Source organism: Arthrobacter sp. YAF34 (assembly GCF_052113245.1).
GTDB lineage: Bacteria > Actinomycetota > Actinomycetes > Actinomycetales > Micrococcaceae > Arthrobacter.
The window spans coordinates 1-25057 of sequence record NZ_JBFRCV010000023.1; the positions used below are offsets into that span (position 1 = coordinate 1).

Annotated in this window: 22 protein-coding genes and 1 pseudogene; 14 read left to right on the forward strand and 9 right to left on the reverse strand. The window is 64.1% G+C overall.

Annotation, left to right across the window (positions count from 1 at the left end; genetic code table 11):
* Positions 1-1109 precede the first annotated feature (1109 nt).
* Both AB4Y72_RS19105 and AB4Y72_RS19110 read left to right on the forward strand, forming a co-directional pair.
* Positions 1110-1247: a hypothetical protein gene (locus tag AB4Y72_RS19105; RefSeq protein ID WP_441427715.1), complete on the forward strand. Its 138-nt coding sequence runs from the start codon at positions 1110-1112 to the stop codon at positions 1245-1247.
* Positions 1248-1584: 337 nt separating this feature from the next.
* Positions 1585-2913 (forward strand): lipocalin-like domain-containing protein, encoded by a 1329-nt coding sequence (locus AB4Y72_RS19110; protein WP_441427716.1) that lies wholly within the window; start codon positions 1585-1587, stop codon positions 2911-2913.
* 222 nt (positions 2914-3135) lie between these two features.
* Here AB4Y72_RS19110 and AB4Y72_RS19115 read toward each other — a convergent pair whose 3' ends face one another.
* Positions 3136-3435 carry a hypothetical protein gene (locus tag AB4Y72_RS19115; protein WP_441427717.1) on the reverse strand — a complete coding sequence of 100 codons (300 nt, stop codon included), beginning with the start codon at positions 3433-3435 and terminating at the stop codon, positions 3136-3138.
* A 223-nt stretch (positions 3436-3658) separates the two neighbouring features.
* Here AB4Y72_RS19115 and AB4Y72_RS19120 point away from each other — a divergent pair, with 223 nt between their 5' ends.
* From AB4Y72_RS19120 to AB4Y72_RS19135, 4 genes are all read left to right on the forward strand, one after another.
* Positions 3659-4051, forward strand: a complete 393-nt coding sequence (locus AB4Y72_RS19120; RefSeq protein WP_441427718.1) for a MobC family plasmid mobilization relaxosome protein — start codon at positions 3659-3661, stop codon at positions 4049-4051.
* Between the two features lie 2 nt (positions 4052-4053).
* The gene (locus AB4Y72_RS19125; RefSeq protein WP_441427719.1) at positions 4054-5670 is read left to right on the forward strand and encodes a relaxase/mobilization nuclease domain-containing protein; all 1617 of its coding nucleotides are present in this window, start codon (positions 4054-4056) and stop codon (positions 5668-5670) included.
* Positions 5671-5699: 29 nt separating this feature from the next.
* Positions 5700-6929, forward strand: coding sequence for a hypothetical protein (locus tag AB4Y72_RS19130; protein ID WP_441427720.1), 1230 nt, complete (start codon positions 5700-5702; stop codon positions 6927-6929).
* A 74-nt stretch (positions 6930-7003) separates the two neighbouring features.
* Positions 7004-7870, forward strand: coding sequence for a PIN domain-containing protein (locus AB4Y72_RS19135; RefSeq protein ID WP_441427721.1), 867 nt, complete (start codon positions 7004-7006; stop codon positions 7868-7870).
* Positions 7871-7914: 44 nt separating this feature from the next.
* Here AB4Y72_RS19135 and AB4Y72_RS19140 read toward each other — a convergent pair whose 3' ends face one another.
* The 5 genes from AB4Y72_RS19140 to AB4Y72_RS19160 form a co-directional block, all read right to left on the reverse strand.
* Entirely contained in the window at positions 7915-9003 is a 1089-nt protein-coding gene (locus tag AB4Y72_RS19140) for a DUF4238 domain-containing protein (protein WP_441427722.1), read from the reverse strand.
* The gene (locus AB4Y72_RS19145) at positions 9000-10343 is read right to left on the reverse strand and encodes a hypothetical protein (protein WP_441427723.1); all 1344 of its coding nucleotides are present in this window, start codon (positions 10341-10343) and stop codon (positions 9000-9002) included. Before AB4Y72_RS19145 ends, AB4Y72_RS19140 begins: the two co-directional genes overlap by 4 nt.
* Before the next feature lie 228 nt (positions 10344-10571).
* Positions 10572-10760, reverse strand: coding sequence for a DUF4913 domain-containing protein (locus AB4Y72_RS19150; protein ID WP_441427724.1), 189 nt, complete (start codon positions 10758-10760; stop codon positions 10572-10574).
* On the reverse strand, positions 10745-11449 hold the full coding sequence (locus AB4Y72_RS19155; protein WP_441427725.1) for an RES domain-containing protein: 705 nt from the start codon (positions 11447-11449) through the stop codon (positions 10745-10747). The genes AB4Y72_RS19150 and AB4Y72_RS19155 overlap by 16 nt, the downstream gene beginning before the upstream one ends.
* A gap of 6 nt (positions 11450-11455) precedes the next feature.
* Entirely contained in the window at positions 11456-11848 is a 393-nt protein-coding gene (locus AB4Y72_RS19160) for a hypothetical protein (protein WP_441427726.1), read from the reverse strand.
* A 505-nt stretch (positions 11849-12353) separates the two neighbouring features.
* Between AB4Y72_RS19160 and AB4Y72_RS19165 the strand changes: the two genes are divergently transcribed.
* The 8 genes from AB4Y72_RS19165 to AB4Y72_RS19200 all read left to right on the forward strand — a co-directional run bounded on the left by AB4Y72_RS19165 (position 12354) and on the right by AB4Y72_RS19200 (position 21637).
* Positions 12354-13787 (forward strand): extracellular solute-binding protein, encoded by a 1434-nt coding sequence (locus tag AB4Y72_RS19165; protein ID WP_441427727.1) that lies wholly within the window; start codon positions 12354-12356, stop codon positions 13785-13787.
* A 132-nt stretch (positions 13788-13919) separates the two neighbouring features.
* Positions 13920-15224: an ABC transporter substrate-binding protein gene (locus AB4Y72_RS19170; RefSeq protein WP_441427728.1), complete on the forward strand. Its 1305-nt coding sequence runs from the start codon at positions 13920-13922 to the stop codon at positions 15222-15224.
* A 5-nt stretch (positions 15225-15229) separates the two neighbouring features.
* Positions 15230-16288: a carbohydrate ABC transporter permease gene (locus AB4Y72_RS19175; RefSeq protein WP_441427729.1), complete on the forward strand. Its 1059-nt coding sequence runs from the start codon at positions 15230-15232 to the stop codon at positions 16286-16288.
* A complete protein-coding gene (locus AB4Y72_RS19180; protein ID WP_441427730.1) occupies positions 16285-17115 on the forward strand; it encodes a carbohydrate ABC transporter permease in 831 nt (276 codons plus the stop codon). The genes AB4Y72_RS19175 and AB4Y72_RS19180 overlap by 4 nt, the downstream gene beginning before the upstream one ends.
* Positions 17112-17927 (forward strand): carbon-nitrogen hydrolase family protein, encoded by an 816-nt coding sequence (locus AB4Y72_RS19185; protein ID WP_441427731.1) that lies wholly within the window; start codon positions 17112-17114, stop codon positions 17925-17927. The genes AB4Y72_RS19180 and AB4Y72_RS19185 overlap by 4 nt, the downstream gene beginning before the upstream one ends.
* Before the next feature lie 340 nt (positions 17928-18267).
* Positions 18268-19605: a glucosylglycerate hydrolase gene (gene ggh, locus AB4Y72_RS19190; RefSeq protein WP_441427732.1), complete on the forward strand. Its 1338-nt coding sequence runs from the start codon at positions 18268-18270 to the stop codon at positions 19603-19605.
* On the forward strand, positions 19605-20741 hold the full coding sequence (locus tag AB4Y72_RS19195; RefSeq protein ID WP_441427733.1) for a glycerate kinase: 1137 nt from the start codon (positions 19605-19607) through the stop codon (positions 20739-20741). Before ggh ends, AB4Y72_RS19195 begins: the two co-directional genes overlap by 1 nt.
* On the forward strand, positions 20738-21637 hold the full coding sequence (locus AB4Y72_RS19200) for an N-acetylglucosamine kinase (RefSeq protein ID WP_441427734.1): 900 nt from the start codon (positions 20738-20740) through the stop codon (positions 21635-21637). The genes AB4Y72_RS19195 and AB4Y72_RS19200 overlap by 4 nt, the downstream gene beginning before the upstream one ends.
* 448 nt (positions 21638-22085) lie before the next feature.
* On the opposite strand, the gene AB4Y72_RS19205 is transcribed toward AB4Y72_RS19200, so the two are convergent.
* From AB4Y72_RS19205 to AB4Y72_RS19215, 3 genes and pseudogenes are all read right to left on the reverse strand, one after another.
* Positions 22086-22520: a DUF4913 domain-containing protein gene (locus AB4Y72_RS19205; protein ID WP_441427735.1), complete on the reverse strand. Its 435-nt coding sequence runs from the start codon at positions 22518-22520 to the stop codon at positions 22086-22088.
* A gap of 14 nt (positions 22521-22534) precedes the next feature.
* A complete protein-coding gene (locus AB4Y72_RS19210) occupies positions 22535-24304 on the reverse strand; it encodes a type IV secretory system conjugative DNA transfer family protein (RefSeq protein ID WP_441427736.1) in 1770 nt (589 codons plus the stop codon).
* A pseudogene (locus AB4Y72_RS19215) lies at positions 24301-25057 on the reverse strand (ATP/GTP-binding protein); the annotation flags it as partial. The gene AB4Y72_RS19210 and the pseudogene AB4Y72_RS19215, both read right to left, overlap by 4 nt.

Sequence of the window (25057 nt, forward strand, 5' to 3'; positions counted from 1 at the left end):
GCCCAGATACTCAGCGTCAGCATCTCCTCACTGACGCGCGCCCTTAGCCGGCATGAGGTCCCACAGCCCGCGCCTGTAGCAGTGGCTGGCGCTGCTGGTCATCACTCCGATCAGAAACTCTGGAAATCATGATCTCGGACGCCAATGCTTCGCCGGCCCAAAAGGGTCTAACGGCTGACAGTCGAGATCTGCTCCTAACGCGTCTTACCCATGATCAGGAGATCGCGAGCACACTGAGGGCTTTACCGGGAGTACAGGCAGGCAGCGTGCTGGAAGGAGATGACCGAAATCTTAACGGCTATGCATTGTCGAGACTCGTCCTAGATCTGTTGATAACTGCCACGCATATCTCAAGTAACCTCCAAGCACTTATCGTCGTGGACACCGAAGATGGGGAGGACGTCTTGCCTCCTCTGCACGGACCCTATGCTCTCGTCCGCGCGCATTTGGAATCTACTAGTCAAGCGTTATGGCTTATGGCACCACAGTCGCGCCGGGCAAGAATTAAGAGATGTATCCAACATTGGTATGGCGAGGTGAAGCTCTTTAACGGGTTCCAGAACGAGTGGTCGAAGTCGTTTCCCTCGCGGGAGAGCCTCGGATATGAAGACCTAAGAGGGATCGCTTCTGAAGCTGGTCTATCAATCGCGGGTTTTCCGGACAGGAAGCTTTGGGCTCCCGTTGGCTCGGGAGACATACTGAAATCTATAGAGTTTGCTCATGTAGGGGCAACGATGACGTGGTTCAATTCCTGGCAGCTCTGCAGCGGCTTCGCGCACAGCAAGCAATGGGCTTCGAGGATCTTTAACGAGCAACCAGACACTGGCGACGGTGTAACAACACATTCCTCACGGCTCAGCAAGACATCACTGCCTGTGCTCGCCAGTGTTGTGCACGAAGCAGGGCTACTCCTTGACGAGGCATCTCGTCGATTTGGTCAATTGTCGATGACGCCGCGTGCTGTCTGGCCAAGCTGAACCTGATCCACGCGCGCAGGCGAACGCCTTTTGCGGAGCGTATCTGGCTCAGCATGCCTTCTCGACGTCACGGGCCTCCGACAGAACGAGACCGGATATTACGGGTCTTGCCCTGCAATATCGTCCGGGGTAATGCTGGACGAAGGGATCCGTGCAGTCTTCGAGCTGGCGGTTTCCCGGGAGATTGCCGTGTGGAAGCGTGGCGAAGCCGAGGTCGACGTGAATCACGAAGCACTGGCCCGCGCGCCGCCGCAAGTGTTACTGGATTGATGGTGGTCGGGGTGAATCCTCACGTACGGTTGCGAACGTGGCCGCACCGGTCCCGGCCGCATCAGGCAGGGTTGAGGCGTGGATTTCCCAGTGCTCATCCCGACGTTGGCCACAATCCCAAGCCGGTACGGAATGGTGAACGGCGGCCACCCTTCAGTGGCCGCACCAAGCTCCGCGGGGAATGCTCTTACCGGATGGCCGGATCAGCATTCTCTCGTAGGGAGCGTTTGATGCGCGGCGTTCGAGTCGGCCAACCAGCGCCGCAGACCCGCGAGGGATCCTCGATTAGTCGGCCGCAGGCGACGAAGGCCGTGGGGGTCCACCAGGAGGTTTAGCCATGTTTGAGAGGAAAGAGCAGAATCATCGCCCGGTGATCGAGGGCGGATCAGGAATTGACCGTCGTAGGGTCTTGGGATCGGGCCTGTTTATGGCCGCCACGGCGGGTCTGTTGGCCGGTGTCGCTCCTCGGGCAAGCGCGGCCGCCCCCGGGGATTCTAACCCGTTCCAGGAAGTCTCCGGCCATGCCCTGTACCTTTTGCCGGAGGACCACAAATGGCACACGGGCGGCATCTTTGACACCGGCCATTTCCAGGAGTGGCACTACTGGACCGGCTTCTTCACCGATGACGACACCGGGGAAAAGTTCGGCATTTTCTACAACATCACGAACAACCCGAGCGCTCCGGGCGGCCCTTCGCTGTGGCAGCAAGGCGTCAGCTTCTCGTTCGGGGACTTCGCCAAGCAGGAGTTGATCTGGGCGCACGAGCCGACTGCTGTTGGCTCATTGCAGGGGACACGACCGCCGGACTCGACCTCGCCGGACGACTTCCAGTACACCGCCAAGGGCGAGAATATGGAATTCACTACGGTGTACCGTGCCGAGCCGGACACGTGGCGCTTCCAGTTCACGGGTGTTGCCGCAAACAACGGGAACTCACCCATCGTCATGGATATGGAGAACACGGCCCAGTCACCGTACGGATACATGCCGGTCGGGCTTGGCGGCTTTGAGAATCAGAACATCCCCTGGAACGGGCAGAACCTGGATCCGGCCGACCTGTACGCACTGTCCTACTATTACACCGGTCCGATTTCGAGCAGCAAGGGCACCGTCACCATTGGCGGTAAGACCCGCCATCTCACAGGCACGATCTGGTTTGAGCACCAGTGGGGGAACTTCAACTCCGGGCAGCAGCCGTGGACGACTGCGTATACCTGGGGGGCGCTGACGTTCAACAATGGCAACGTGTTCACCTGGCGCCAGTGGTACGGCGCGCCACACGGATCGGCTCCCCTGAAGCCGATTCTGGAGATCGGCCGGAACTCGTATGGGACGCCCAACGGCACACCGGAGGGCAGCCTTACCTTCCATGTGGGGAACAACGCGCTGTGGAAAGCGTTGAAGACCTGGAAATCACCGGTGAGCGGGCGCAACATCGCCATTCAGGTACAACTGACCAGCAGCTTCGGGACCTGGTACCTCACGAACGTCTTCGACAACTACGAGATGCCTTGGGGCTACCCGCCCTACGGGACCAATCCATACAGCTTTGTCGAATCCGCGATGTGGATCCATACCGGCTCGGTCACCGGGCCGATTGTCGGCCACGCCTTCATGGAGCAGGCCAACCAGTTCACCCTGTACCAGGGTGCAGTTCCGGGGTAGCGGCTACGGCCGCCCCGCCCAGTGTCGAAATCATGAGGAACCTCCCGGGCCGGCCCGGCCGTTATGGAGCCTGTGCACAGCCACCGCTGACTCTTGGTGACATTGGCGGAGTGGTGCCGTGGTGGTTGTGTGCAGGCGGTCAGGTGGGTCCCGTCGTCGACATGTGTGCGGGAAAAGCCCGTAGGAAAGAGCTTTTGCCGTGCCCATGTGGGCGAGGGGATACTACTCGGATCCGCCAGTAACCGGAGCTGATTCCTGCGTGGTCTTTCGGCCGCGCGGACGTCCGCCCGCCTTCCTGGCCGGGGTGTCCAAGCCGAAGCCCCGCAGGTCTGATTCGGTCCACTCTGCGCGCAACGCTGCCTGGTAGTCCTTGGCGTATTTCTGCTCTGCTGCGGCGAGCAGCTTGGCAGCTTCTTGGACCTCAACACCGCTGGCCGCGACCTGCTTGACGGCGAATACTTTGGCGTCCCTGTCGGCGTCGATTTTCGCGGTGGCTTTTGCGGCAATGTCGTTGATATCCATACCCAAACCCTACCGGCCACGGCGGGGTCTCCGAAGACAGGTTTTCGGAGACCCCGCACGCTGGGCGACAAAACCACCAGAGGCAACTGTTCGGAGCAAGCTATACACTTACACGGGTGTAAGTGGCTTGGCGTGCTCGACACTGGCGGTCGGGTGCGGCACACTGGTCGGTGTGGTCCCCGGTTCCGGGGTCGCTGCGCTGGGCCTTGGAGGGATGGATTGAATGTCGGATGAGGGATTCACTCACCGTTTCAATCTGTCGCGCCGACGTCGGGAGAACACTCCCGCCGGCAGCAAGAAGCGCCGTGACTTGTGGGTCACTGTTGAGGAGGAAGCCGCGCTCGTTGCGAGGGCTGAGCGGGAGAAGGTGACTGTCCCGAATCTGTTGATTACTTCGGCATTGTCCGAGACGCAGGAGACGACTACGGAACGGCGTGCCGCCATCGCGGAATTGATGTCGCTGCACAATTTGCTGGCCCGTTCCTCGAACAACATCAACCAGCTCGCACGCCAGGCGAACGCCACGAGCGAGTTCCCAGCCGAGGCCGACGAAGCACTAAAGCACATACGCTCCGTTGCCATGCGGATCGACCGCACCATTGAGGGGCTGATGTAGGGATGATCCCAAACATCACCCGCGGTTCACGCATGGGCGGACTCATGGTTTATCTGGCTTCGACCGATGCCAACAAAACCAAGAACGCACACTCCGATCCGCACCTGGTAGCAGGCGACGCAGCGATCATGGCGTGGTACGACGACGGTGTCCTGGACCGTGATGATGCTCTGGCAATCGCCAAGCATCTTGACCAGCCGCGCAGGGCCTATGACGTATCGGTTCGGATCAAGGACATGCAGTGGGACCCGGCCAAGAAAGAGCGCGTCCACGTCGGCTACAAGGACGCCAGTGTGTGGCACTGCTCGCTGAGTCTGCGCGCGGAAGAGGGCGCACTGACGGATCAGCAGTGGGGCGATATCGCGAACGATTTCGTGGACGCCATGGGCTTTACCGAAGTCAGCGGAAAGGCGCAGTGCCGGTGGGCTGCGGTCAACCACGGCACGAGTGAGAACGGCAACCACCACATCCACTTGGCCGTCTCGCTGGTTCGCGAGGACGGCACCAAGGCTTCCACCCACGGCGACTACAAACGCGCGCAGGAATCGTGCCGTGAGCTGGAGGTCAAGTACGGGCTGGAACAGCTCTCCACCGTGCACTCCACCCGTGGCTACGACCGGGCCGAGAAAGCCACCGCTGTCCGGGGCGAGCGGGAAATGCACCGCTCATCTTTGGCCCGGAAAGTCCGTGCCAGTGCCAGCGCCTCGGCTACCGAAGGTGAGTTTGTCCGGCGGGCCCGCGACACCGGCATGCTGGTCCGTCCGCGCTACGCGAAGAACACCACCGACGTCATCGTCGGGTACTCCGTAGCGGAGCGGCCCAAGCAGGGCGAGCGGCCTATCTGGTTTGGCGGCGGCACCCTCGCCTCCGACCTGAAGCTCGGTGCTTTGCGTGAAGAGTGGATGGACTCACCGCACCTGGCAACCGAGGCGGCAGCGGAATGGAACGCAGCTGCCCGGAACAGCCGCACCGTGTCCAAGAGCGGTCCCGAGAACGGAACACCCCCGGCGGAAATGTGGGTGGAGTACACCCGGAACGCGGCCGCACTGGCTGAGCAGCTGCGCACACTGCCCCGTGATGATCACGCCACCTGGGCGAAAGCAGCGAGGGAAGTCTCCGGCGCGTTCGCGGCATGGTCCTACCGGCTCGAACCGACGCCGGGTCCGTTGGCGGCCACCGCCGCTGAACTGTCCCGTACCGCCCAGCTCCGGGCGCCACGGGAGTACAGCAAGCCCGTCGCCCTGCCGTCCATTGCCGGGACTGCCATGTTGTTCATGGCTGCTTCCAGTAAGAGCAAGACGGCCGCCCAGTCGGCGCTCATGCTGCAGCTGGTGAACACTGCCTTCGCTATCCACGAGATGCACCAACAGTCCGGACGTACCAGGGAAGCGCAGCGGCTCCGGGCCGTCGTCACTGAGCAGCTGAAGCCGTTCGCGGCGACCATGCCCCGGCCGGTTACCGTCGGTGCGCCGGAACATGCAGCGGCCCCGAACTCCGTAGAACTTGGACTCCGCGGCATGGCGCCCATTCGTCCAGGGTCAGCGGTGCCGGGCACACCAACGCCGGCCAAAACCCACCAGCACACGGGCCGCGATTCCGGCCCCGTGCTGGACCGATAAAGACCACCACCAACTGCAAGGGGAGCACGATGAGTGAATCAGACGGAATGGATGAAGTTCTGGACGGCGGAATGCGGCAGTCCCTGATGATCGCCTCACGCATTGCCGAGACCCTGGCCCGTCGCCGGCAGGAATCCCAACGGCAGCAGGAACACCAGGACGTCCAGGCAGCGCACGAAGCACAGGCACGCCTCACGGCAGACCGCAGTACGGCGCACGCGGCGCTGGCACCGGTCAATAGGGATCAGTGGTGGGACAAAGCCCAGCCCAACGACATTGCCACGGCACATGCCGTCGCTGAAGGCTGGAAGGACCACGACCCGACCGCTCTGGCGGCCTCGGAAAAGATCCGTCAGGAAGTTCTCGCCCGCTACGGCATCGACACCCGCGACATCGGCACGGACGGCGCCTACCTGGAGTCAGGGATCCGGACCGCCGCCACGGACAGGGCCCGGCAGGTCGCACTGGAACGCAGCCAGGAAGAAACACGCACGGCGGCCGCCGAACACGAGAAGGCAATGGGGCTGCTCGCCGCGGCCCGTGCCGAAGAACTCCGCGCCCAGGCTGCAACGCTGGCCCCGGAAATGGAACGCCACCAGGGGCCCGTGGAGTATCTGGCCAACCCGGAGCTCGCCCGGGCATTGCAGACGGCACACTCCGCGAAGACGCCCGCAGCGGTGGCGGCAGCGGATGCCAGTGTGCAGGAACGCCTGTTCCTCATCGGCAAGGACGGCATCAACGGTCCCGACCTTGACCAGCTGCGCAAGGAGACCACCGCGAACGTCAACGGCGCCGGAGATTCACACTTCGAGGATCCCGCGTTCGTCCAAGCAGCCAAGGACATGCACGAAGCCAAGCTTCTGGCCGAGGGAGGTTTCACAGGCTCCGCACGGCCCGTGGAGCAGCGGTACGAACGAGCCGAAAAGGAACTCTTCGCCCGCATGGAAAGCGTCGGCCGCGAGATCGAAAACCGCGTCACCGGCAACGACAGCAGCCGGCTCAAAGACCAGGGCCTGAAAACTGAGAGCACGTCGGCCGATGACTACGGCTCAGCGGAACGCCAGGAAGCTTTCGCCGCATCCCTGGCAACAACCGGAGCGAACGAAACCCAGATTCGTGGACGCGCCGCTGCCGAACGCAGCGAGGGCACACACCCCAGCGCCGCCGTCACTATGGGCAAAGGCGCAGCCAAAGCCAAAAAAACCCGCACAGCGACCACCGTGGGCGCGGAACGGGCCAAGAGCGGTCCCGCCCGCTAGATGGGGGCGGCTTGAACCTGCCGTTGGAAATTTCACTTTTTCACAAGCAGCAGTGTGCGGATACGGTATGAGTCATGATCAGTCTCCTCTCCGGAGCTTCCCCAGCGCATGCGCTCACCCTCCTTGAAGGAGCCGAGTCCGAACTCCGCAACGCGCACGGGCGCGCGCCCGATGCCATTGCACTCTTCAATGAGTACTACCGCTGGGCGGGCGAGCAGATGCGGCTCCTTGTGACCCTCGTCCCGACCAGCGAACTGGACCGTCTCGTCACCACCCCATGGCACTGGGCGCTCTCCGGGATGGACCTGAGCCAGCCCGGGCAGGCCATCAGGTCGTCCATGGAAGCGCAGATCACCGAGACCCTCAGGCGCCTCGACGGCGAGGCGAGGGAACTCCGAGGAGAACTCGCACGCTGGGACAGCGGGCGAGCGGTGGCCGCGGTGCTGGACACCAACGTCCTCGCCGACCACCTCCAGAGACTCGCCACCATGGATTGGCATACGCTCCTCGGCGTCCGGCCCCCAACCCCGGTCGTCCTCGCCGTCCCGCTGGCGGTCATCGACGAACTGGACAAGCACAAGCAGTCGAACCAGCGTGAGCCCAAGAGCAGCAACCGCCCTGATCTGCGGGACCGCGCGAGACACGCGCTCAAGTGGATCGAATCGAACCTCGACGACCCGGACCGGGTGACAGCACTCGGCGCAGTCAAGGGCGACGGCCCGCCGCATTCCCCGCTGCGCCTCGCGCTCATCCGGCAGGGCGTACGCCACGTGCCTCTCTCCGATACGGACTCGGAGATCATCGACCGTGCCCTGTCACTGGAGGGCTTCGCCAGCCGCGTCCACCTCGTCACGTCCGACACCGGGATGATCTTCAGGGCGCGCGGGGCAGGCCTCGCAGCAAGCAGACCCGAACCGGAGCAGTCGGACCAGACGAACTAGCGCCGCGGTGCGTGGCCGGGGGGCCGTTTTTGGAAGTTGATGGCTCAGTTGAACCAGCGGAGGACCGGCCAGTCCGGTGGCGTCGTTGTTTGTGCCCAGCGATTAGGTCGAGTGGTGCGGATGATGTCCCCTTGAGCTTCAACATTGGTCCCGGGGTATTCCCTGAGGTCAAGGGAACTGTTCGGAGAAGGGGGAATGTCAAAGGCCTGTGCAGCCTTTCGACCCTTTTGGTCGATAACCCAGCGGGATGCTGAGGCGGCAATCTCTCTGTTGAGTTCGGCTAGCTCTATCAGGGTCAGTTCTTGGAGCTTGCGTGGTTCGGGGGCTTCGGTGAACATGACCAAAAGTGCATCGGGAGCCACGGGGAAGATGACTACTGGAGCAGTCCCAAGACCGGCTTCGATTTGGCGATCGCGCCCAGGGCCTCCGATGGAGATGACAGGCTCGTCCGAAGTCATGAGGATCGGGCGAGTTCTGAAGAGTGCCCAGGTCTTTTCGTAGAGCATCTGACCCACGTTTTCCGCTAGCCCAAGCGGCATGCCGACCAGAGCAGCCGGCTGGGGACTGACTGTTATTTTCCCCTCCCGGAGCATGGTCTGGTAGGTGGCAAATGCATCCAGGTCCTCCTGCGAGGGTTCCTGGCCGTTCCGTGCTAGCAGGTCGCGAACCCCGTCAGGTGACAGGTCCTCATGTAGAAGTCGAACGTAGGATTCGGCAGCTGTCTTCACGAGGTTCCTCGATCTCTGTCCGCGGACGTACTGGAATCCCATGAATTGTGCGATATGTAACCGTTCCATGTCCGTCAGCCCATCTGCACCCTTTTGAATGAGCGCATCAAGAGCAGGAACAGCTTTGCCTTCAATGGTTCCCAAGAGTGTTTCCACCAAAGCCGGCGGAAATTCATGAGCGTCGAGTTCGGGGGATTCCACTCGGTAGTAGTCGGTGATACGGGCTGCGTTCAGTGGTGAAACAGGACGTGTTTGACCCAGCAGCATATCGGTGATCTGTATCATGCCTCCGGGGCCGGACCAACGGCCGATGTAGGAATTGGGGACGACATGATGTTTTCGGGCCTTGTGGTTCCTGGCTCCCTCCATGAACTTCTCGAGTCGAGCGGCCATGTCGTCCGTCATCGGACAGTCGTCTTCGGGTTGGAGCTCGCGTCGTTGGCAGGGGAAGAATAGGTCCACCGCGTCATTGCTGATTTCAGAGACGTCCTGACGGAGTACGCGCTGGTTCGGCCGTCCTGGACATCGCGCCATGCTCGGAAGAGATGTCGAGTGTCGATTAGGGCTCCTTCCGCGTCGGTGAGAGTCTGAAGGTCAATTTCATCATTGTCTATGGCTTTGGGCCGGGACGAAGGATCTGTCCCTCGCCAGGCGTTTACGATGTGCCAGACGGCGGAAGGGGTCTCTCCCGTCTCTTTGGTGAAAGCGACGGAGGGCCGGCCGGTGATCTGGGGGACGTCGCTGACCTTCGCTCCTCGAAGGTAGCCTTTGACTTCAGCGAGGCAGCACCAACTGGGGTCCGTGGTGTCTGATATTCGGAGATCTTCGAGTTTGGCACCGGTCTTTTTGTCGTGGTAGCCATCCATATCGCGGACCTCGAAACCCAAGTCCCGGAGGCATTCGAGCACGGCTTGAGTCAGATCCTCCCCGTCTGCAGTCAATAGGCGCTGGGGTCCGGCTGCGGCAACTTTAGTCGCCTGATCGAGTTCCTTGACTAGTTCTTCTTCTCTTCCCTCGAATTCGGCCTGAGCACGGTCGCGTTCTTGGTTGAGTATTCCCAGGTTGTGGACGACCTTGCGCAGTTCCGGTGGTGCCCAATCCTCGCTGGTTGTCCAGCTGACTGGGGCAGGAACGCTCTGCGGATCGATTTCGGCGACCATTTCAAGGAAGACCCTGAGCCATTGGGCGTGGCCGGTGGTTTCAGGTGGCAGAACGATGCTTAATCCTGAGGATTCCTCGGCGGATCTGCGGCGTTGAAATGCGTAGATGAACCGTTCGGCGCCTAAGTGCAGGAGAGGTGTGCAGTTGCCGTTGAGGTCGCCGGTAGTCTCCAACTTCGCTATGTTGGCTTTCCTTGACTGGTAGCCCCAGCAGGATTTCATGCCCTCGGGAACGTAGGGGATTAGTGTCGAGGAAATTAGTCTTGTCAGCCTAGGGCTGGTTCCGGCAGGGATACTCATTTCGTGGGCGAGGATGGGGAATTGACGTAGGAGCCGGGAGTCAGGCACTCCGGTAATTGCGTTATCTCCCCACTCCGATCCGAACGCGAGCACATGCAGACGGCTGGCTCTGGCGCCTGCATTAGGAGCGAACGTGACCAGTAGATCGAATTCGCTCTCATGAACAGCTTCGCGGTCCGCAATCGCCCTTGCTGTGGGAACCATGGCTTTGAGCTCATCAAGGATGTCGTCCGGGACGGCTTCAAACAGCACTCTGGGGCGCGGCTGGGCATTGAAGATATTCACTCTCAGAGGCTATCTGCTTTGAAGGATGGGGAGCCCCAGATCAGCTGTCCTCAGCGAAGACGGCCCAACGCTGGCGGCCCGTTTGTTGGCGGCGGCGTAGCGGGGCTTGGCTAGGCGTAAGGAGTTCTGGAACTCAAGACTGTTTCGAGCGGAAGTCAGGTAACCAGCGGGCAGGTGCTTTCTTAGGTTCCAGGTGTTCGAGGTTCCGGTGTTTCTGCATGTCGCATTTTAGAAGGCCCCGCGCGGGTCCAGGAGCACGCTCTTGTAGTGATAGGCGTGATCTTGCACCCAGCCGCTGCTCCCGGTGGCTACGCCTAGCCTGCGGTGTTCCCAGGCCGGCCACAGGGCTTCCGTACTGAAAGTGCTTCGGGGTGGAGATAGGCCCTGTTGAAAATGACGACTTAGTCGTTCTCCCACTGCAGCCCGAGGAGGCGGAAGGTGTTGCTGATTTCCGGGCTGTCGTGTTGCAGTGGTTCTTCGCCGGTTACATCATGGATGTTCGGCGTGGTCGGTGGATCGCCGGGGCGCTCGAAGATGGCCCAGAGGTGGAGATCGTCACCGTGACGGGAGGCAAAAGTGACGCCATCGAAGTCTGTCATCTCGTAGAGCCTGGCCGCGACAGCCTGGGTCAGGCGCCGGGGTCGGGCGTCCTTCAGTGCCGCGGCGTCAAAGTCACCCAGACCCAGGCTCAGGGCCAGGCCGATAAAGTGCGGGTACAGGGCCGCGACGCTGCCAGAGTCGGTCACCGCGCAGTACCGCCCGGACAGCTCCGCCGACGCGGCAGAACGTGCATCCAGCCACTCCCGGGGGACCTGCCCAGGGGCAATGGTGGGATGCAGGACCTTATCCTCGTCATCCTCAACGATCTCGTCCAGCTCCACGCTCAGCCGTGCATCCTTGCGGAAATGCGCCAGAACCTCCAACAAACACGCCAGCAGGGACGATCCGGCATAGATGGTGCGGAAGTTGCCGTGAAGGTCATCCCACCGTCCCGGGAACCGGCCGTCGGAGGCCCATTCCCAGCCGCTCCAGGCCCACGGTTCCGGGCGGAACCCGACACGCCAGACCCTACCGGCGGCCTCGGCCGCGGTCAGTTCTGCAGACACCACCGGTCAGCCTGCGGCCGCGAACGCGCGTGCAGCGGCCAGCACCTGCGGGCCGGCGTCATCCAGCTGGCCTTCGCGGAGCAGGCGCGCCGGCGGGACATCGTCCAGCTGCGGGTTCATGCCCTGGAACCAGGCCTGCACCACCGCCCGGGAATCACGCTCCGCGAGCAGGGCCGCCACATGGTAGGCAGTCCGCAACCGGTGCATCACCTCGGCGGACGGTTTCCGTTCCCCGTCGGCCCACAGCCGGACGGCCCGGGTTTCCTTTACGGACCCGATGTAGGCGACCAGTTTCGCCCCCAGCAGGTCCCGCAGATCCCGGACCAGCACGTCGTCGGGCAGCCGGATGGAATCCTGGTGCGCCTTCAGCCCGCCGCGGGCCCCTGTCACTGCAGTCATAGGTCATGGTCCCACGAAAACCCGGGTTAGATCAATCCCCCGATCACACTCTGGATCCCAACCAATAAAGCCGATATCCGTGATTATGACAACCTATAAAGGTTGATTTAGTTCTAAGATTTCGAGCGCGCCCCTTCCGTAGGCCGTCACTGTCGACCGCACGCCCAGCAGTCCTCGGGGATCGGCGATGTGCCTGCAGCAAGCACATCGACGTCGCCRGACCCCGGACGGGCACGGAACCTGACAGCCAGTATCGGCCCTTATGACGAAAAAGGGCCGCGGACGCCGCCTGCCAGCCTGGACTCGAACTTGAAGGGTGAGGTCACTTTCCCCGGAATGGCCATGTCTTCGGCGTGTTTGAATTCGACCGCCGCTTCCCGCCGTCCGGGAGGCAGCGGGAAATCGCCGTCAGAGCGAAGTAGTGTTGCGATATGTCCACTTGGCCCTTGTTCGATGTCTGCGTCAGCCGATCCGCGCCTGCCGCTTCACAGGATGCCGGGGTTTGATGCTGAATCAACTGGATCCTGCCTTGCGGAGCCCCCTCTATGTGCAGCTGAAAGAGTCGCTCGTCAAGGCCATCCTGGAGGGGCGATTCGGCACAGATGGTCAGCTGCCGACCGAGCACGAGCTGTGTGAGCAGCTCGGGATTTCCCGTAATCCCGTCCATCGCGCCCTGGCCGAGTTGTTTGATGAGGGCGTAATCATCCGTCAGCGGCGCAGAGGGACCTTCGTCAACCCCGCCTGGATCACCCGGCAGCTGAGCGACACCCGGGTGCGCCTGACCGTGCCGACCGAGGATTGGGCCAGCCTTGTCCGAAGCATCAGTCCGGCTGAGATCATTCTTGAGATCGAGGTCGTTCCCTTCGCCGACCTGCACCGGCACCTGCTGGCGGCGGTCGCTGCGGGGGAAGCCCCGGACCTCGCGGTCCTGGACTCCGTGTGGGTCCCCCAGTTAGCTGCCGTCGATGCCCTGTACCCGATCGGGGACCTCGATGCGCAGTGGGTTGAGCAGACCTACCGTGCGGACGTCGCCCGCGCGTTCATCGAAGCCACGAGCCACCGTGGCCGCATCGTCGCAGTCCAGGCCGAGGCGGATGTTGCCGGGCTCTGGTTCGACCGTGAGAGCGTGGCGCGCGCGGGCTTCGTCCATGCACCCACGACGGTGCGCGAGCTACGGCAGCTCGCACGGGGCTGCCTCGAGTTGTACGGTCGTCCGCCGATCGCCGTTCCGGCAGGCCCTGACGCCGCCGAAACCGCCACTTACGTTCTGCACGGCTGGCTCAGCGCCCATGGCGCGTCTGTCATCGAGCAGGGAAAAGTAGTCCTCGCCGAGCCAGCGGCTGTCCGCGCGATCCGGGCGTTCTCCGGGCTCGTAAAAGACGGCCTAATCAATGGGGAGAGTGCCGGATGGGGCCGGAGGCAGGCTCTGCAGTCGCTCGTCTCCGGGCGAAGCCAGATCGCGCTGGGCGGCAGCTACGACCTCGCCGACCTCGCCGCGCTCACCGGACTCTCCCCAGTCCAATCCCTGGACCGCTTCGGTTTCGCCCCGCTGCCCGTTGGCCCGGAGCCTGGGGCGAAGGTCCTCGCCGGCGGCCTGGCCTACGCTGTCTTCCGCCAGTCGCGTCAGCCGCATCTGGCAATGCGGATCATCCGCCGCTTGATGGAGGCCACGGTTCAGATGACCGTGGCCGACACCACGGGGCAGCTGCCGTCCCGGGTCAGCGCGGCGTCGGTGTTCGAGCGGGGTAGCGGCTTCCTCCACGACGTGGCACGGCTCCTGCCGGAGGCGACCACTCGGCCCGCCGTGCCCGAATACGAACGGGTGAGCGTCCAGCTCCGCCACCTCCTCGCAGCCATTGTCTCGGGCGGCTCGCTCCCCCGCGCGATGCGCCAGGCGGCCGAGGGTATCTCGGCAGTCACCGGCCTGCCCCTGTCTTGACCCCGGGCGCCTGCCCACCCCGGAAATGCGCCTTTCCTTGCTGCCTTGGCGCACCCGTGTCTTGACATCCATGCCCGCAGCCCGGCACCATTTGTAATGTCGATGATGACAATTAGATCTCCGGAGGGCTTCATGAGCATCACATTCCCGCGCAGGGGCCGCGTACTGGCCCTTTCCACCGCACTTCTCTGCATCGCGCCGTTGGCTGCCTGTTCCGGCGGCAACTCCGGGGCCGATGCGTCCGGAAAGCCGGGTGGTGAAATCCGCGTTGTTGCGAACTGGACGGGCGCCGAAGGCCAGGCCTTCCAGGCCGTCGTCGACGGGTTCCAGGCCAAGTACCCGGGCACGAAGGTTAAGGTCGACACCGTCCCCTTCGACCAGACGCAGACGCAGCTGGCCCAGCAGTTCGCCTCGGGCAACGCGCCCGACGCCGCGGTGGCCCTGCCGAGCACAGTCCGGCAGTTCTCCAAGCAGGGCCTGCTCATGAACCTCGACGATGAGTGGAAGTCCTGGGTCGACAAGGGCGAATACAACGATTCCCTCAAGTCCATCGTGATGGGCACGGACGCCCATGCCGACGCGGTGTACCTCAAGGGCAACGTTAACGGCCTCATCTGGTCCACGAAGGCAACCGACACCAAGCTGGGCCTGACGAAGGCCCCGGCGACCTGGAACGAATTCACCGATGTGCTGGACAAGGCCAACGCCTCCTCCAAGGCGTTTTCAGTCGGCGCCAAGGACGCCTGGGTTCCCACGCAGTGGGTTGACCCGATCCTGCTCAACGTCGCCGGCGTCGAGAAGTACCAGCAGCTCCAGCAGGGCAAGATCGGGTGGGATGATCCCAAGATCGTTGAGTCGATGACGGTGCTCACAGGGCTCGTGGACAAGTACTGGTCCTCCGATGCGCTCGACACCGGCTTCAACAACGAGGTCTGCGGGTGGGTCTCCGGCCAGCACGCCTTCGGCCACAACGGTGCCTTCGTCAACGCCGTCGTTCCTTCCTGCGACAAGAACCTCAAGCCCGGAACTGACTACAGCTTCTTCCCCCTGCCGGCGTACAACGGTCAGAAGCCGGCCCAGGCCGTCAGCGGCGACCTGTTCATCGGCAGCAAGCAGACCAAGAACCCGGCGACAACGAAGGCATTCCTGGACTATCTCGGCTCCGTTGACGGCCAGTCGATCTGGGCCAAGAAGGGCGGCTACATCGCCCCGAATATGAAGGTCCCGGCGGACGTGTACCCCAGCACGAACGACAAGAAGGCTGCCGCCCTCTGGCCCAAGGACGCCTCCACCCCCGCCGGTTACGACCTCGATGACTGGATCGGCGGCGAGATCCAGGTGAAGTACCGCCAGGCCCTCGATGACCTGATCCGCAACAAGGATGTCGCCGCGTTCACCAAGACGATGGTGTCCGTCGACACCCGTTCGAAGGGCTGAGCAACATGATGACGAGCGGCACCCAAACAGCGCCGGCAAAGCCGCCCGGGCAGAACGCGAGGACGACCCCCGTCCGAACAGGGCGTGCCAAACGGCGCGGGCGCGGCTCCGACACCCGCCTTGCGTACGTCTTCCTCGCCCCGCTTCTGGCGATCTTTGCCGGCTTCTACCTCTGGCCGGCCCTGGCGACCTTCCTGTCGAGCTTCTTCACCTGGGGGATGCTCAACCCGTGGCGGGCGGATCAGCCGGACACCTGGGTGCCCGCCGGGCTGGACAACTACACCACCACCCTCACCAGCGCCGACTTCTGGAACGCGGCCCTGAACTCGGCGGTGTGGCTCATCGTCTTCCCGTTCCTGGTCGTGGCCATCTCGCTCGCTCTCTCCCTCCTCATCTGGGAGGCGAAGAAAGGCTCCGGCTTCTTCCGCAGCGCCATCATCTTGCCGATGACGATCTCGCTGGCCGCGGTCGGCGTCATCTGGGGGTTCATCTACAATCCGGATCCCAACAAGGGCCTCCTCAACGCGGGCCTGCGGCTCATCGGCGTCGGCAACGCCGACCTGAAGCTCGGCCCGCTCGAACTGCACCTGGGCCGCTGGCTGTCCGACCCGGGCGTGCTGCACCTGGGCGGTCTGGACATCCGGCTCACCAACATCATGATCATCATCCCGGCCGTCTGGGCGTTCGTCGGCTTCGGCGTCATCACCTTCACCGCCGGACTCACCTCGGTACCGGCGGAGCTCCTCGAAGCCTCCAAGGTCGACGGCGCCTCCCGATGGCAGACCATCCGGCACGTGACTCTTCCAAGCCTGCGGCCCTCGGTCATCGTCGTCGCCGTGATCTCGATCATCTTCGCACTGCGTACCTTCGACATCGTCTTCGTCACGACCGGCGGCGGCCCCGCCCAGGACACCGAAGTCCTCGGCCTGCTCCTGTGGCAGCAGGCCTTCCAGTTCCTCGACTCCCCCAAGGCCGGCCAGGCCGCCGCGATCGCCATCATCATGTCGTTCGTCCTCATCGCCGCCGCCATGCCCTTCCTCCGCAAGAACGGAAACCCCTCATGACGTCCCAGCGGCGCATCGTCGCCCTCTACGCCCTCCTTACCCTCGCGAGCATCGTCTGGATCGTCCCCGTCGTCGGCGCTGCCGCGATCGCCATCCTCCCGCTGGATCAGAGCACCAAGGGATGGTGGAGAGCCGACCCGGCCACAGCGACACTCGACAACTTCAGCCGAGTCTGGAACGGTGGGCTCTCCGGCTACGCCGTCAACAGCCTCGTCATAGCGATCCTGTCCGTTCTCATCACGCTCGCGGTCGGCACTCTCGCAGCGTACGCCTTCGCCCGGATGAGCTTCCGGTTCAAGGGCTTCGTGCAGGCAATGCTGCTCACGACCATGATCGTCCCCGTCCAGATCATCCTCATCCCGCTCATCCCCTGGTTCCGGACACTCGGCCTGAATACCGGGTCCTGGCAGTACCTCGGCATCGCTCTAGTTCACACAGCGTTCGGTGCGGGTTGGTCAATCTTCATGCTTAGCAGCTTCTTCGAGGCTATCCCCAACGAGCTCATCGAGAGCGCCAAGATCGACGGTGCGGGAGCGTTCAAGGCCTTCTCCGCGATCGCCCTGCCGCTCGCCCTCCCCGGGATCGTGTCATTCATCATCATCGACTTCGTGTTCGTATGGAATGACCTGCTCATGGGCCTCACACTGCTCGACGCCGACCACCGCCCGATCACCGTTGGACTGGCCAATCTCAATGCCCCGCAGCTCAACCAGGACGATCTCATCTCAGCCGGGTCCATCCTCGCGATCCTGCCTCCGCTGCTCCTGTTCGCCCTGCTGAACCGCTACTACGTCAAGGGCCTGTTCGCCGGGGCGGTCAAGGGATGACGGCCGAGAACGCACGCTGCATTCGCCTCGCGGTCGTCCAACACGTCATGCCTGTCGGCGACCCCGAGCACAGCCGCAAGCACCTCGCGGATCTCGTCGAGGAGCACGGCAACGCGGACCTCATCGTTTTTCCCGAGATGTTTATCCCCGGCTATGACCTGAACGTGGTCACAGCACGCAGTTCCGATCTTGCCGAGCACGCGAGGACCGGACCGACCGCACGGCTGGTCCAGGATCTGTCGCAGCGGCACGATGTGACCATCGTGGTCGGGTTCCTTGAGCGCGCAGATGACGGCAAGTTGTGCAACTCGCTGATCATCGCCGCTCCCGGCGGGGACCTCGCGACCTACCGTAAGTCCCACCTTTTCCCTGCCGAACTGCAGGTGTTCGAAGCCGGACACGAACTGCCGGTGATCGCGACACCTGCGGGCATCCTCGGACCGCAGATCTGCTTCGAGCACGCGTTCCCCGCCATTGCGACGACGCAGGCGCTCGGGGGCGCCCAGATCCTCGTAATCCCCTCTGCGGTCGGCGCCGACCACGAGCACCTGATCGAGGTGCGCACACGGGCGCGCGCCCAGGACAACCAGATCTTCGCGATCGCAGCCAACTCCAACTCGCCGGGCTTCTGCGGGCATTCCATGGTCGTGGACCCGCGGGGACGGGTCATGGCCGTCGCCGGCCTCGAAGACGTCGTCCTCTGCACGACTCTCGACCTGTCGGAAATCCCTGCCGAACGCGGTCGTGAGCCCTCGCTGCGGATGGGACGTCCGAACCTTTATATCCTCGGCCGCCACGCGGACACGGCATGAGCCACCGCAAGCCGCGCGATGCCGGCTGACCGTGCACTCCGCCGCACTCGGGGCGGCCGCGACCATCACCGTGTCCTAACCCGGTGCCACGGCGCCCCGGGTGCGGGAAGACGACAGCTTCGAATGTGGCATTCCTCCTCGGACGACATCCCGGCAACCGTACCGGTCGTCGAACCGATGGGCTCCTAGGTGCTCCTGAGAGTCGACGTCGGCGGCCAGAATATCAATGTCCAGGCGCCCCCGACCTTGCGGACATCACCCCAACAGAGGATCTGGCTCACGTTTCCCCGAACACCATGCGCTTCTACGACGGCGCAACATACATGGCACTGGAGGCCAAATGAACACCGCACCCCGCCTCGGCATCAAGGAACTGCGCCAGTCCGCAATTGATGTCCTGAAGCTCAACGATCTCGGCAGCATGACCAGTGCCGCGCCCAACCTCTACCCGCACATGTGGAGCTGGGACGCGGCCTTCGTCGCCATAGGACTTGCCCGCTACGACGTCCCTCGCGCCATCACGGAACTCCGCACCCTGCTGGCCGCCCAGTGGTCCACCGGGATGATCCCGCACATCGTCTTCAGCGATAATGCCGCCGGCTACTTCCCCGGCTTCGACCGCTGGGGCACCGCATCCGCCGCGGCCCGCCCGGGCGCAGTAAAAAGCAGCGGCATCTGCCAGCCCCCCGTTCACGCCATCGCACTCCGGCACATCGTTGACCGCGGCCGGGAAAACGGCGGAAGGGACCAAGAGGTGGCCGAAGCCTTCCTAGTCGAATCCTTTGACGGCTGGCTGGCGTGGCACCGCTGGCTCGCCGAGGTCCGGGACCCGGACGGGATGGGCCTGATCGAGATCCACCACGGCTGGGAATCAGGGTTTGACAACTCCCCGCGCTGGGACGGCCCCTACTCACGGATTGAACCCGGGCCGGTCGAACCGTTCACCCGGCGAGACACCCTCCACGTCGCCGATGCCAGCGAACGCCCCGACGACGCTGAATACACCAAGTATCTGTGGCTGGTCCAGCAGATGGCCTCGGTAGACTTCGACGACCGGGCGATCCAGGAGATCATCGACTTCAGGGTCAGGGACGTCTTCTTCTCCGGCATCATGGCCGCGTCCTCCGATGTCCTCGCCGACCTCGGTGACGAGATCGGCCGCCCGGACGACGCAGCGCAGTTGCGGAGCTACGCCCGGCGGTTCCGGAACGGTGTTGCGTCCAGCGTCGACCCGGAAACCGGTCTGGCCCGCGATTACGACGTCCTGGCCGGGGAATGGATCTCTACCCAGACGGTATCCGGATTCGCATCCCTGATCGCGGGCGGCGATCCCGCAGCCCTCGCCGTCCAGCAGAATCTCCTTCAGGGTCCGGAGTGGATGGGATACCCGCAGATGCGGTTCCCCCTGCCGCCGTCCACGTCGCCCGCAAGCGCCGCCTTCCGCGCCCGGACCTATTGGCGCGGGCCCGTCTGGCCGTTCCTGAACTTGCTGCTCGGCTGGGCAGCAAAGCGCGACGGGGAACAAGAATTGTTCGAGACGCTCAAGACCGCCTCCCTGCACCAGCTCGCAGACCTTAAGTTTGGTGAATACTACGAACCCTTCACGGGGGACCCGCTGGGCAGCCTGAACCAGGCATGGACCGCYGCGGCCGCGCTGGAATGGATCGGCACCGACTAATGACAGTCCTCATTGCCTGTGACAAGTTCAAGGGCTCATTGACCGCCGCCGAGGTCTGTGACAGCCTTCGGACCGGGCTGCTTCGGGCCCGGCCCGGGCTGGACATAGTCTCGGTCCCCATTGCCGACGGTGGCGACGGAACAGTCGCCGCCGCCGTCGAGGCCGGCTATGACGAAATCAACGTCAGGGTCAGCGGCCCCACCGGAGTCCCACTGACCGCGGTGTTCGCCTTGGACCGTCGCGGCGGGACGGCAGTCGTGGAAATGGCGCAGGCATCCGGGCTGGAACGGCTTCCCGGCGGCGTCCTGGAGCCCCTGACAGCCAGCAGCTACGGCGCCGGCGAGCTCGTCCTCGCCGCCCTCGATGCCGGTGCGAGGACGATCGTTCTCGCCGTCGGCGGCAGTGCCTGCACCGACGGCGGGGCCGGCTTCCTCCAGGCGTTGGGGATGTCCCTGCGTGCCGACGACGGCACGGAGCTTCCGCCGGGGGGCGGCGCCCTGAGCGGCCTCGCCGCCGTCGACCGGTCCAGGCTGGATCCCCGTCTGTCCGGCTGCCATTTCATCCTGGCCTCCGATGTGGACAACGTCCTGACGGGACCCCAAGGCGCGGCAGCCGTATACGGCCCGCAGAAAGGGGCTACGGCAGCCGACGTCGCACAGCTGGAAGGCGGCTTGTCCCGCTTCGCCGGGGTTCTGGGCCGGGTCCTGAGCATATCTCCGGACACCGAGCTCCGGCCGGGATCCGGCGCTGCCGGCGGACTGGGCTATGCCGCCATGGCGGTGCTAGACGCGGTGCAACGCCCCGGCGTTGAGGTGGTGATGCGGCTTTCCGGACTCCACGACATCATTAAGGGATTGACCGACCGCGACCTCGTCATCACCGGTGAGGGTTCTCTCGATGACCAGACCCTGAGCGGCAAAGCGGCAGCCGGTGTGGCGCTGGCCGCACGGGCTGGTGGCGTACCGGTCATCGCCGTCTGCGGGCAAAGCAAACTCACACCCGGACAGATTGCGGCCATCGGCATCACCCGGGCCTACGCCCTGACCGACATCCGGCCGGAGGTTCGCGTCTGCATCGAGGAAGCAGCGGACATCCTGCAGACCACCACGACCAGGATCGCAAAGGACTGGCTATGAGCGATATACACCAAGAATCCATCATCGGACTCGACATCGGCGGCACCAAGACCCGCGGCATCAGGATCCTCGACGGCGCGGTCACCGACGACCGGACCACGGGCAGCGCCAACGTCCAGAACGTCCCGGTCGAGGAAGCGGCCGGCCGGCTCGAGGAACTCCTCTCGGCACTGAGCGCGTCCGACGCCGGCACCGTCATCGTCGGGGCCGGCGGGATCGATACCGACGCAGACGCCGAACTACTCCGCCGACTCATCGCCCCTCACGCTCCGCACGCCGACGTCACCGTCATCCACGACACCCGCCTGATCCTCGCGGCCGGCGGGGCGGATACCGGGATCGCCATCATTTCGGGAACCGGCTCGGCAGTCTGGGGGACCAATGCAGCCGGGCAGACCGGACGCGCCGGCGGCTGGGGATACCTCCTCGGCGACGAGGGCAGCGGCTACTGGTTCGGCCGGGAAGCGGTACGTCACAGCATGGACCGCGCCAACCGGGGCTGGGGCACTGATCTGCTCACTCGGGGACTTCTCGATTACTGTGGTCTCGCCGCGCCTGAGGAACTGATCAACCTTTTCCACGGCGCCGCCGGGCGCCACTACTGGGCCGACACCTCCCGTGTGGTCTTCGACACGGCCTACACCGGCCACGGCCCCAGCCTCGCCATCATCGACGCCGGTGCCCGCCACTTGGCCGAACAGGCGGCCATCGTGGCGGCCAGGATTGGGGTGACTGGCCCCGTAGTGCTCGGCGGTGGCCTGGTGACCAACCAGCCGGCTTTCCAGCAGAGCATCACCGGCCACCTGAAACGCTGTGGCCTCACCGACATCCGCGTCCTGGGACAGGAGCCCGTCTACGGAGTCCTGCAGCTGGCACGGGATAAGGCCATAGCCTGAGCAGAGCCGCAGAGCCGCAGAGCCGCAGGGCCGCCGGGCATCGAAAGAGTAGCGAAACGGCGGGGAGGATGATCAGCCGGACAGCAGGACCAATGACAACTGAACGGGTACCCGTCAGGCTCAGCGGCGCAACCTCGCACGGCCATCTCCTGGACCTGATCTGGCCACCGGCGGCATGTCACGCCAGCAGCTCCTGACCAGCACCGGGGATTTCCCGGGCCCCTCTCTATGAGCGGCTGGAGACGTTGGTGCGCCGGCATCTGATCTACGAGGCCGAGAGTATGAAAGCGACCGGCGGCCGCAGATCCCCGTAAAACCGCTCCAAACACCGCGGCCGCGTCGTCCTCGCCGTCGCGCTGGGCCCCAGCCCCACGCGACCGTAGCCATGTCGAAAGCCCCGCCTACCGGCATGGAAGGAATTGCGGTCAATGAGTCTTCGTGTTGGTTCTTAGCGGTGAAAGCGTACGTCAGGGAACCAGCCTGCCGGAGCCATTTTTGGTTCCAGATGGTCGGGGTCGCGGTGTTCGTTCATGTCGCAGTTGTAGAACGGCCCTTGTGGGTTCAACAGGACGCCCATGTGGTGGTCTGCGTGGTCCCGCCACCAGACGCTCATCCCGGTGGCCGGGTCCAGGCGCAGGTGCTCCCAGGATCGCCACAAGGCCGCTACGCGGGAGACGGCTTCGGGGTGGAAATACCACTCGATGCACCACTTCGCGGTCTTTCCGGTGACGCTGCGGACGTAGGTCGGGAGCAGCTGCTCGTGCAGGAATTCTTCGGCCGTGCCGTAGACGAGCTCGGGTGCCTTTTCCGGTTTGCCGTCTTCGACTGTGCCGGGGTTGGGGGTGGGGGTGTCCGTGTCGAACAATCCGAAATCATCTGCCATGGCTGATTGCTTCCTTACCCGGTGACCCAGGGATTAGGGACAGGTGCGGCGCGCACCGGGACGGCCTCTTCCTCTGGGCGGGGGCTGTAGGTCCTGATCGACGCCTCCACGACCTCCTTATGCCTGCCGGTGTACCAGGGCATGGTGCGGACCAGTGTGGCGGGTGCGCCGGAGGCGAGGACCACGGCGCGGCCGCGGTCCAGTTCGGCGAGGTTGGAGACGTCGAAGATGCGTTCCTTGCCCTCCTGGCGGGAGCGGCTGGAGCCGGATTTTCCGGAGGAGACGGAGACGTTGGTGTAGCTGTAGTCCCCGATCAGGTCCGAGAGGGCCCGGAGGAAGCCTTCTTCGGCGACGCCGCCGCCGTAGACCTTGACGTTGGCGGCGGAGAAGATTTTCCGCATGTTTGCCTCGCCCCAGAGTTCGATGCCTTGGGACCAGGACTGCAGGATGCCCATGACGATCAGGCCCTTGGAGCCGTAGTGGCTGAACTGATCCGGCAGGGCGGCCCAGCGGACGACGTTGGCCAACTCATCGAGGGCGAACAGGGCAGGCTTGGGCAGGCGGCCGCCGCTGCGCTCGGCACGTTCCTCCATCGCCTCCGCGATCGCCACCGTCAACGCCGTGGTGAGGGGGGACGCTGAGCCGGCCCCTTCCTTGGAGAGGATGTAGATCGTCTCCTGGGAGGCGGCGAAAGCGTGCGGGTTGAACTGCCGGCGGGCATCCGTGGCAACCGTCGTGCCGCCCATGGGGGCGACCCAGCGCAGCGTGTTCCTGGACTTGAGGCACTGGATCATTTTCTCGGCGGTGCCGAAGATCCCGTCGCGCTGTTTGTCGGCCAGCTCCAGGGTGGACTCCAGGCCCTTGTACTGCAGCTCGTAGTCATGCTCTTTCAGGATGTTGATCGGTTCCCGGTTTACCTGCTCCGTCACCCACAGGTAGACCTGCGTGATGGGCCGTTCCCCGAGCGCGGCCGCGAGGAAATACGAGGAAAGGATGTCTTCGGCTTTGGGGTCGAAGTAGGCATCGGGCTTGGACCCCGGGACCCGTGAACCGGCCGAGAAGTGCTGCGTGAGCTTGTACGCCTTCTCCTCGTCGATGACGTAGGAGAGCGGGTTCCACCACCACTCCGGTTCCTCCTGCGCGATCTTCTGCGGATCGAACACCCATACCGGGGCCGTGGACTCACGGACACCACGGGTGCCGTCCACGACGTCACGCTTGTTCGAGGTGGACACTACGGCGCCGGGTGCATCCAGGATCGCGGGCATGACCCGTGAGGTCGACTTACCGGTTCGGGGGCCCCAGATATCGAGGCTGAGGTCTTCCCAGGACTGAATGAACGTCTGCCCGGTGGAGACCACCTTGCCGACCACGATCCCCGGGGTTCCTGTCACTCCCAGCCGATCCGCCGTCGCTTTAGCGCCCTTCTCGGAGAACGCGGCCAGGGATTTACCGCGCCCCAGGTACCGGGCTGCCTTATCGACGCGGGCACGCTTGGACGCACCCTTCTTCCAAGCCAGCAGCACAACGATGGCCAGAACCACGACCACTCCTGCCATGAGGGCGGCGGCGACGGTGGACTGGACGGGCCAGGGCACACGGCCCTTGATGAGCCCGGCGATCAGATCAATCGGGTGCGCGGGCGGTGCTTTGATGCCGGCCATCCAGGAACCAAGGTGGGCGGCCGCGTAAGTCCCGCCGCCAAAGATGATGATGAAGCCTATGGCGAACCAGACCAGCAGGGCATCCCCGAGGCCCATTCCTTTACGGTTCGGTGCGCTCACAGCGTGCCTCCTTCAAGGGGTACGTCAGGGGTTATTGCCTCGAGGAGGGTTTCCGGGATCTCTCTCCACTTAGCCTCGGTGTCGTTGACCCCGTCCGGGCCTTGCTCCCACGATGTCAGTCCCACCATGACCGGGATGCCGGGGCGGCCGCCGACCTTGATGAGGAACTTCCCGCGTCCGGGAGGTTCGACGCCGGCGCCGCGGGAGTCCCACGCGGGCGGGTCCTGCCACGAGATGAGCTTCTGCTGCTCCTGCCGGGACAACGGGATGGCCGAGGTCAGCAACGGCATCTCCGAGGCCGGCAGGCCACCGCAGATCACCATGCCGGAGCGTTCCACGAAGCCGCGGGCCTTCATCCGGTCCTCTTCCGCCGGCAGTGCCAGCAGGTCGGACATGGTGTGGGAAATCATGATCTGCCCGACACCCACGGAGCGGTTCAAACGGGTCAGGGCGTCCACCCGGTCCACCATGCCTTTACCGGCACGCAGCGCCCGCCAGAGTTCATCCAGGACGACGAAGTAGTTCCTGCGCGGTTCCAGACCGGCGTCCGCGAGGGCGTTGGCGACATTGACCGTGCCGAAACCGTAGGACCAGCACGCCAGCAGAATTGCTGCCTGGAGGTCGGTTTCGGTCTCGTCAATGCTGGAGACATCGAAGACCACGGCGCGGTCGCGCATCATGGGGTTGGTGGTGTGCCGGGAAAAGATTTCCCCCAACTTCCCGCCACCGGTCAGGCCCAGCAGGGTTGCTTCC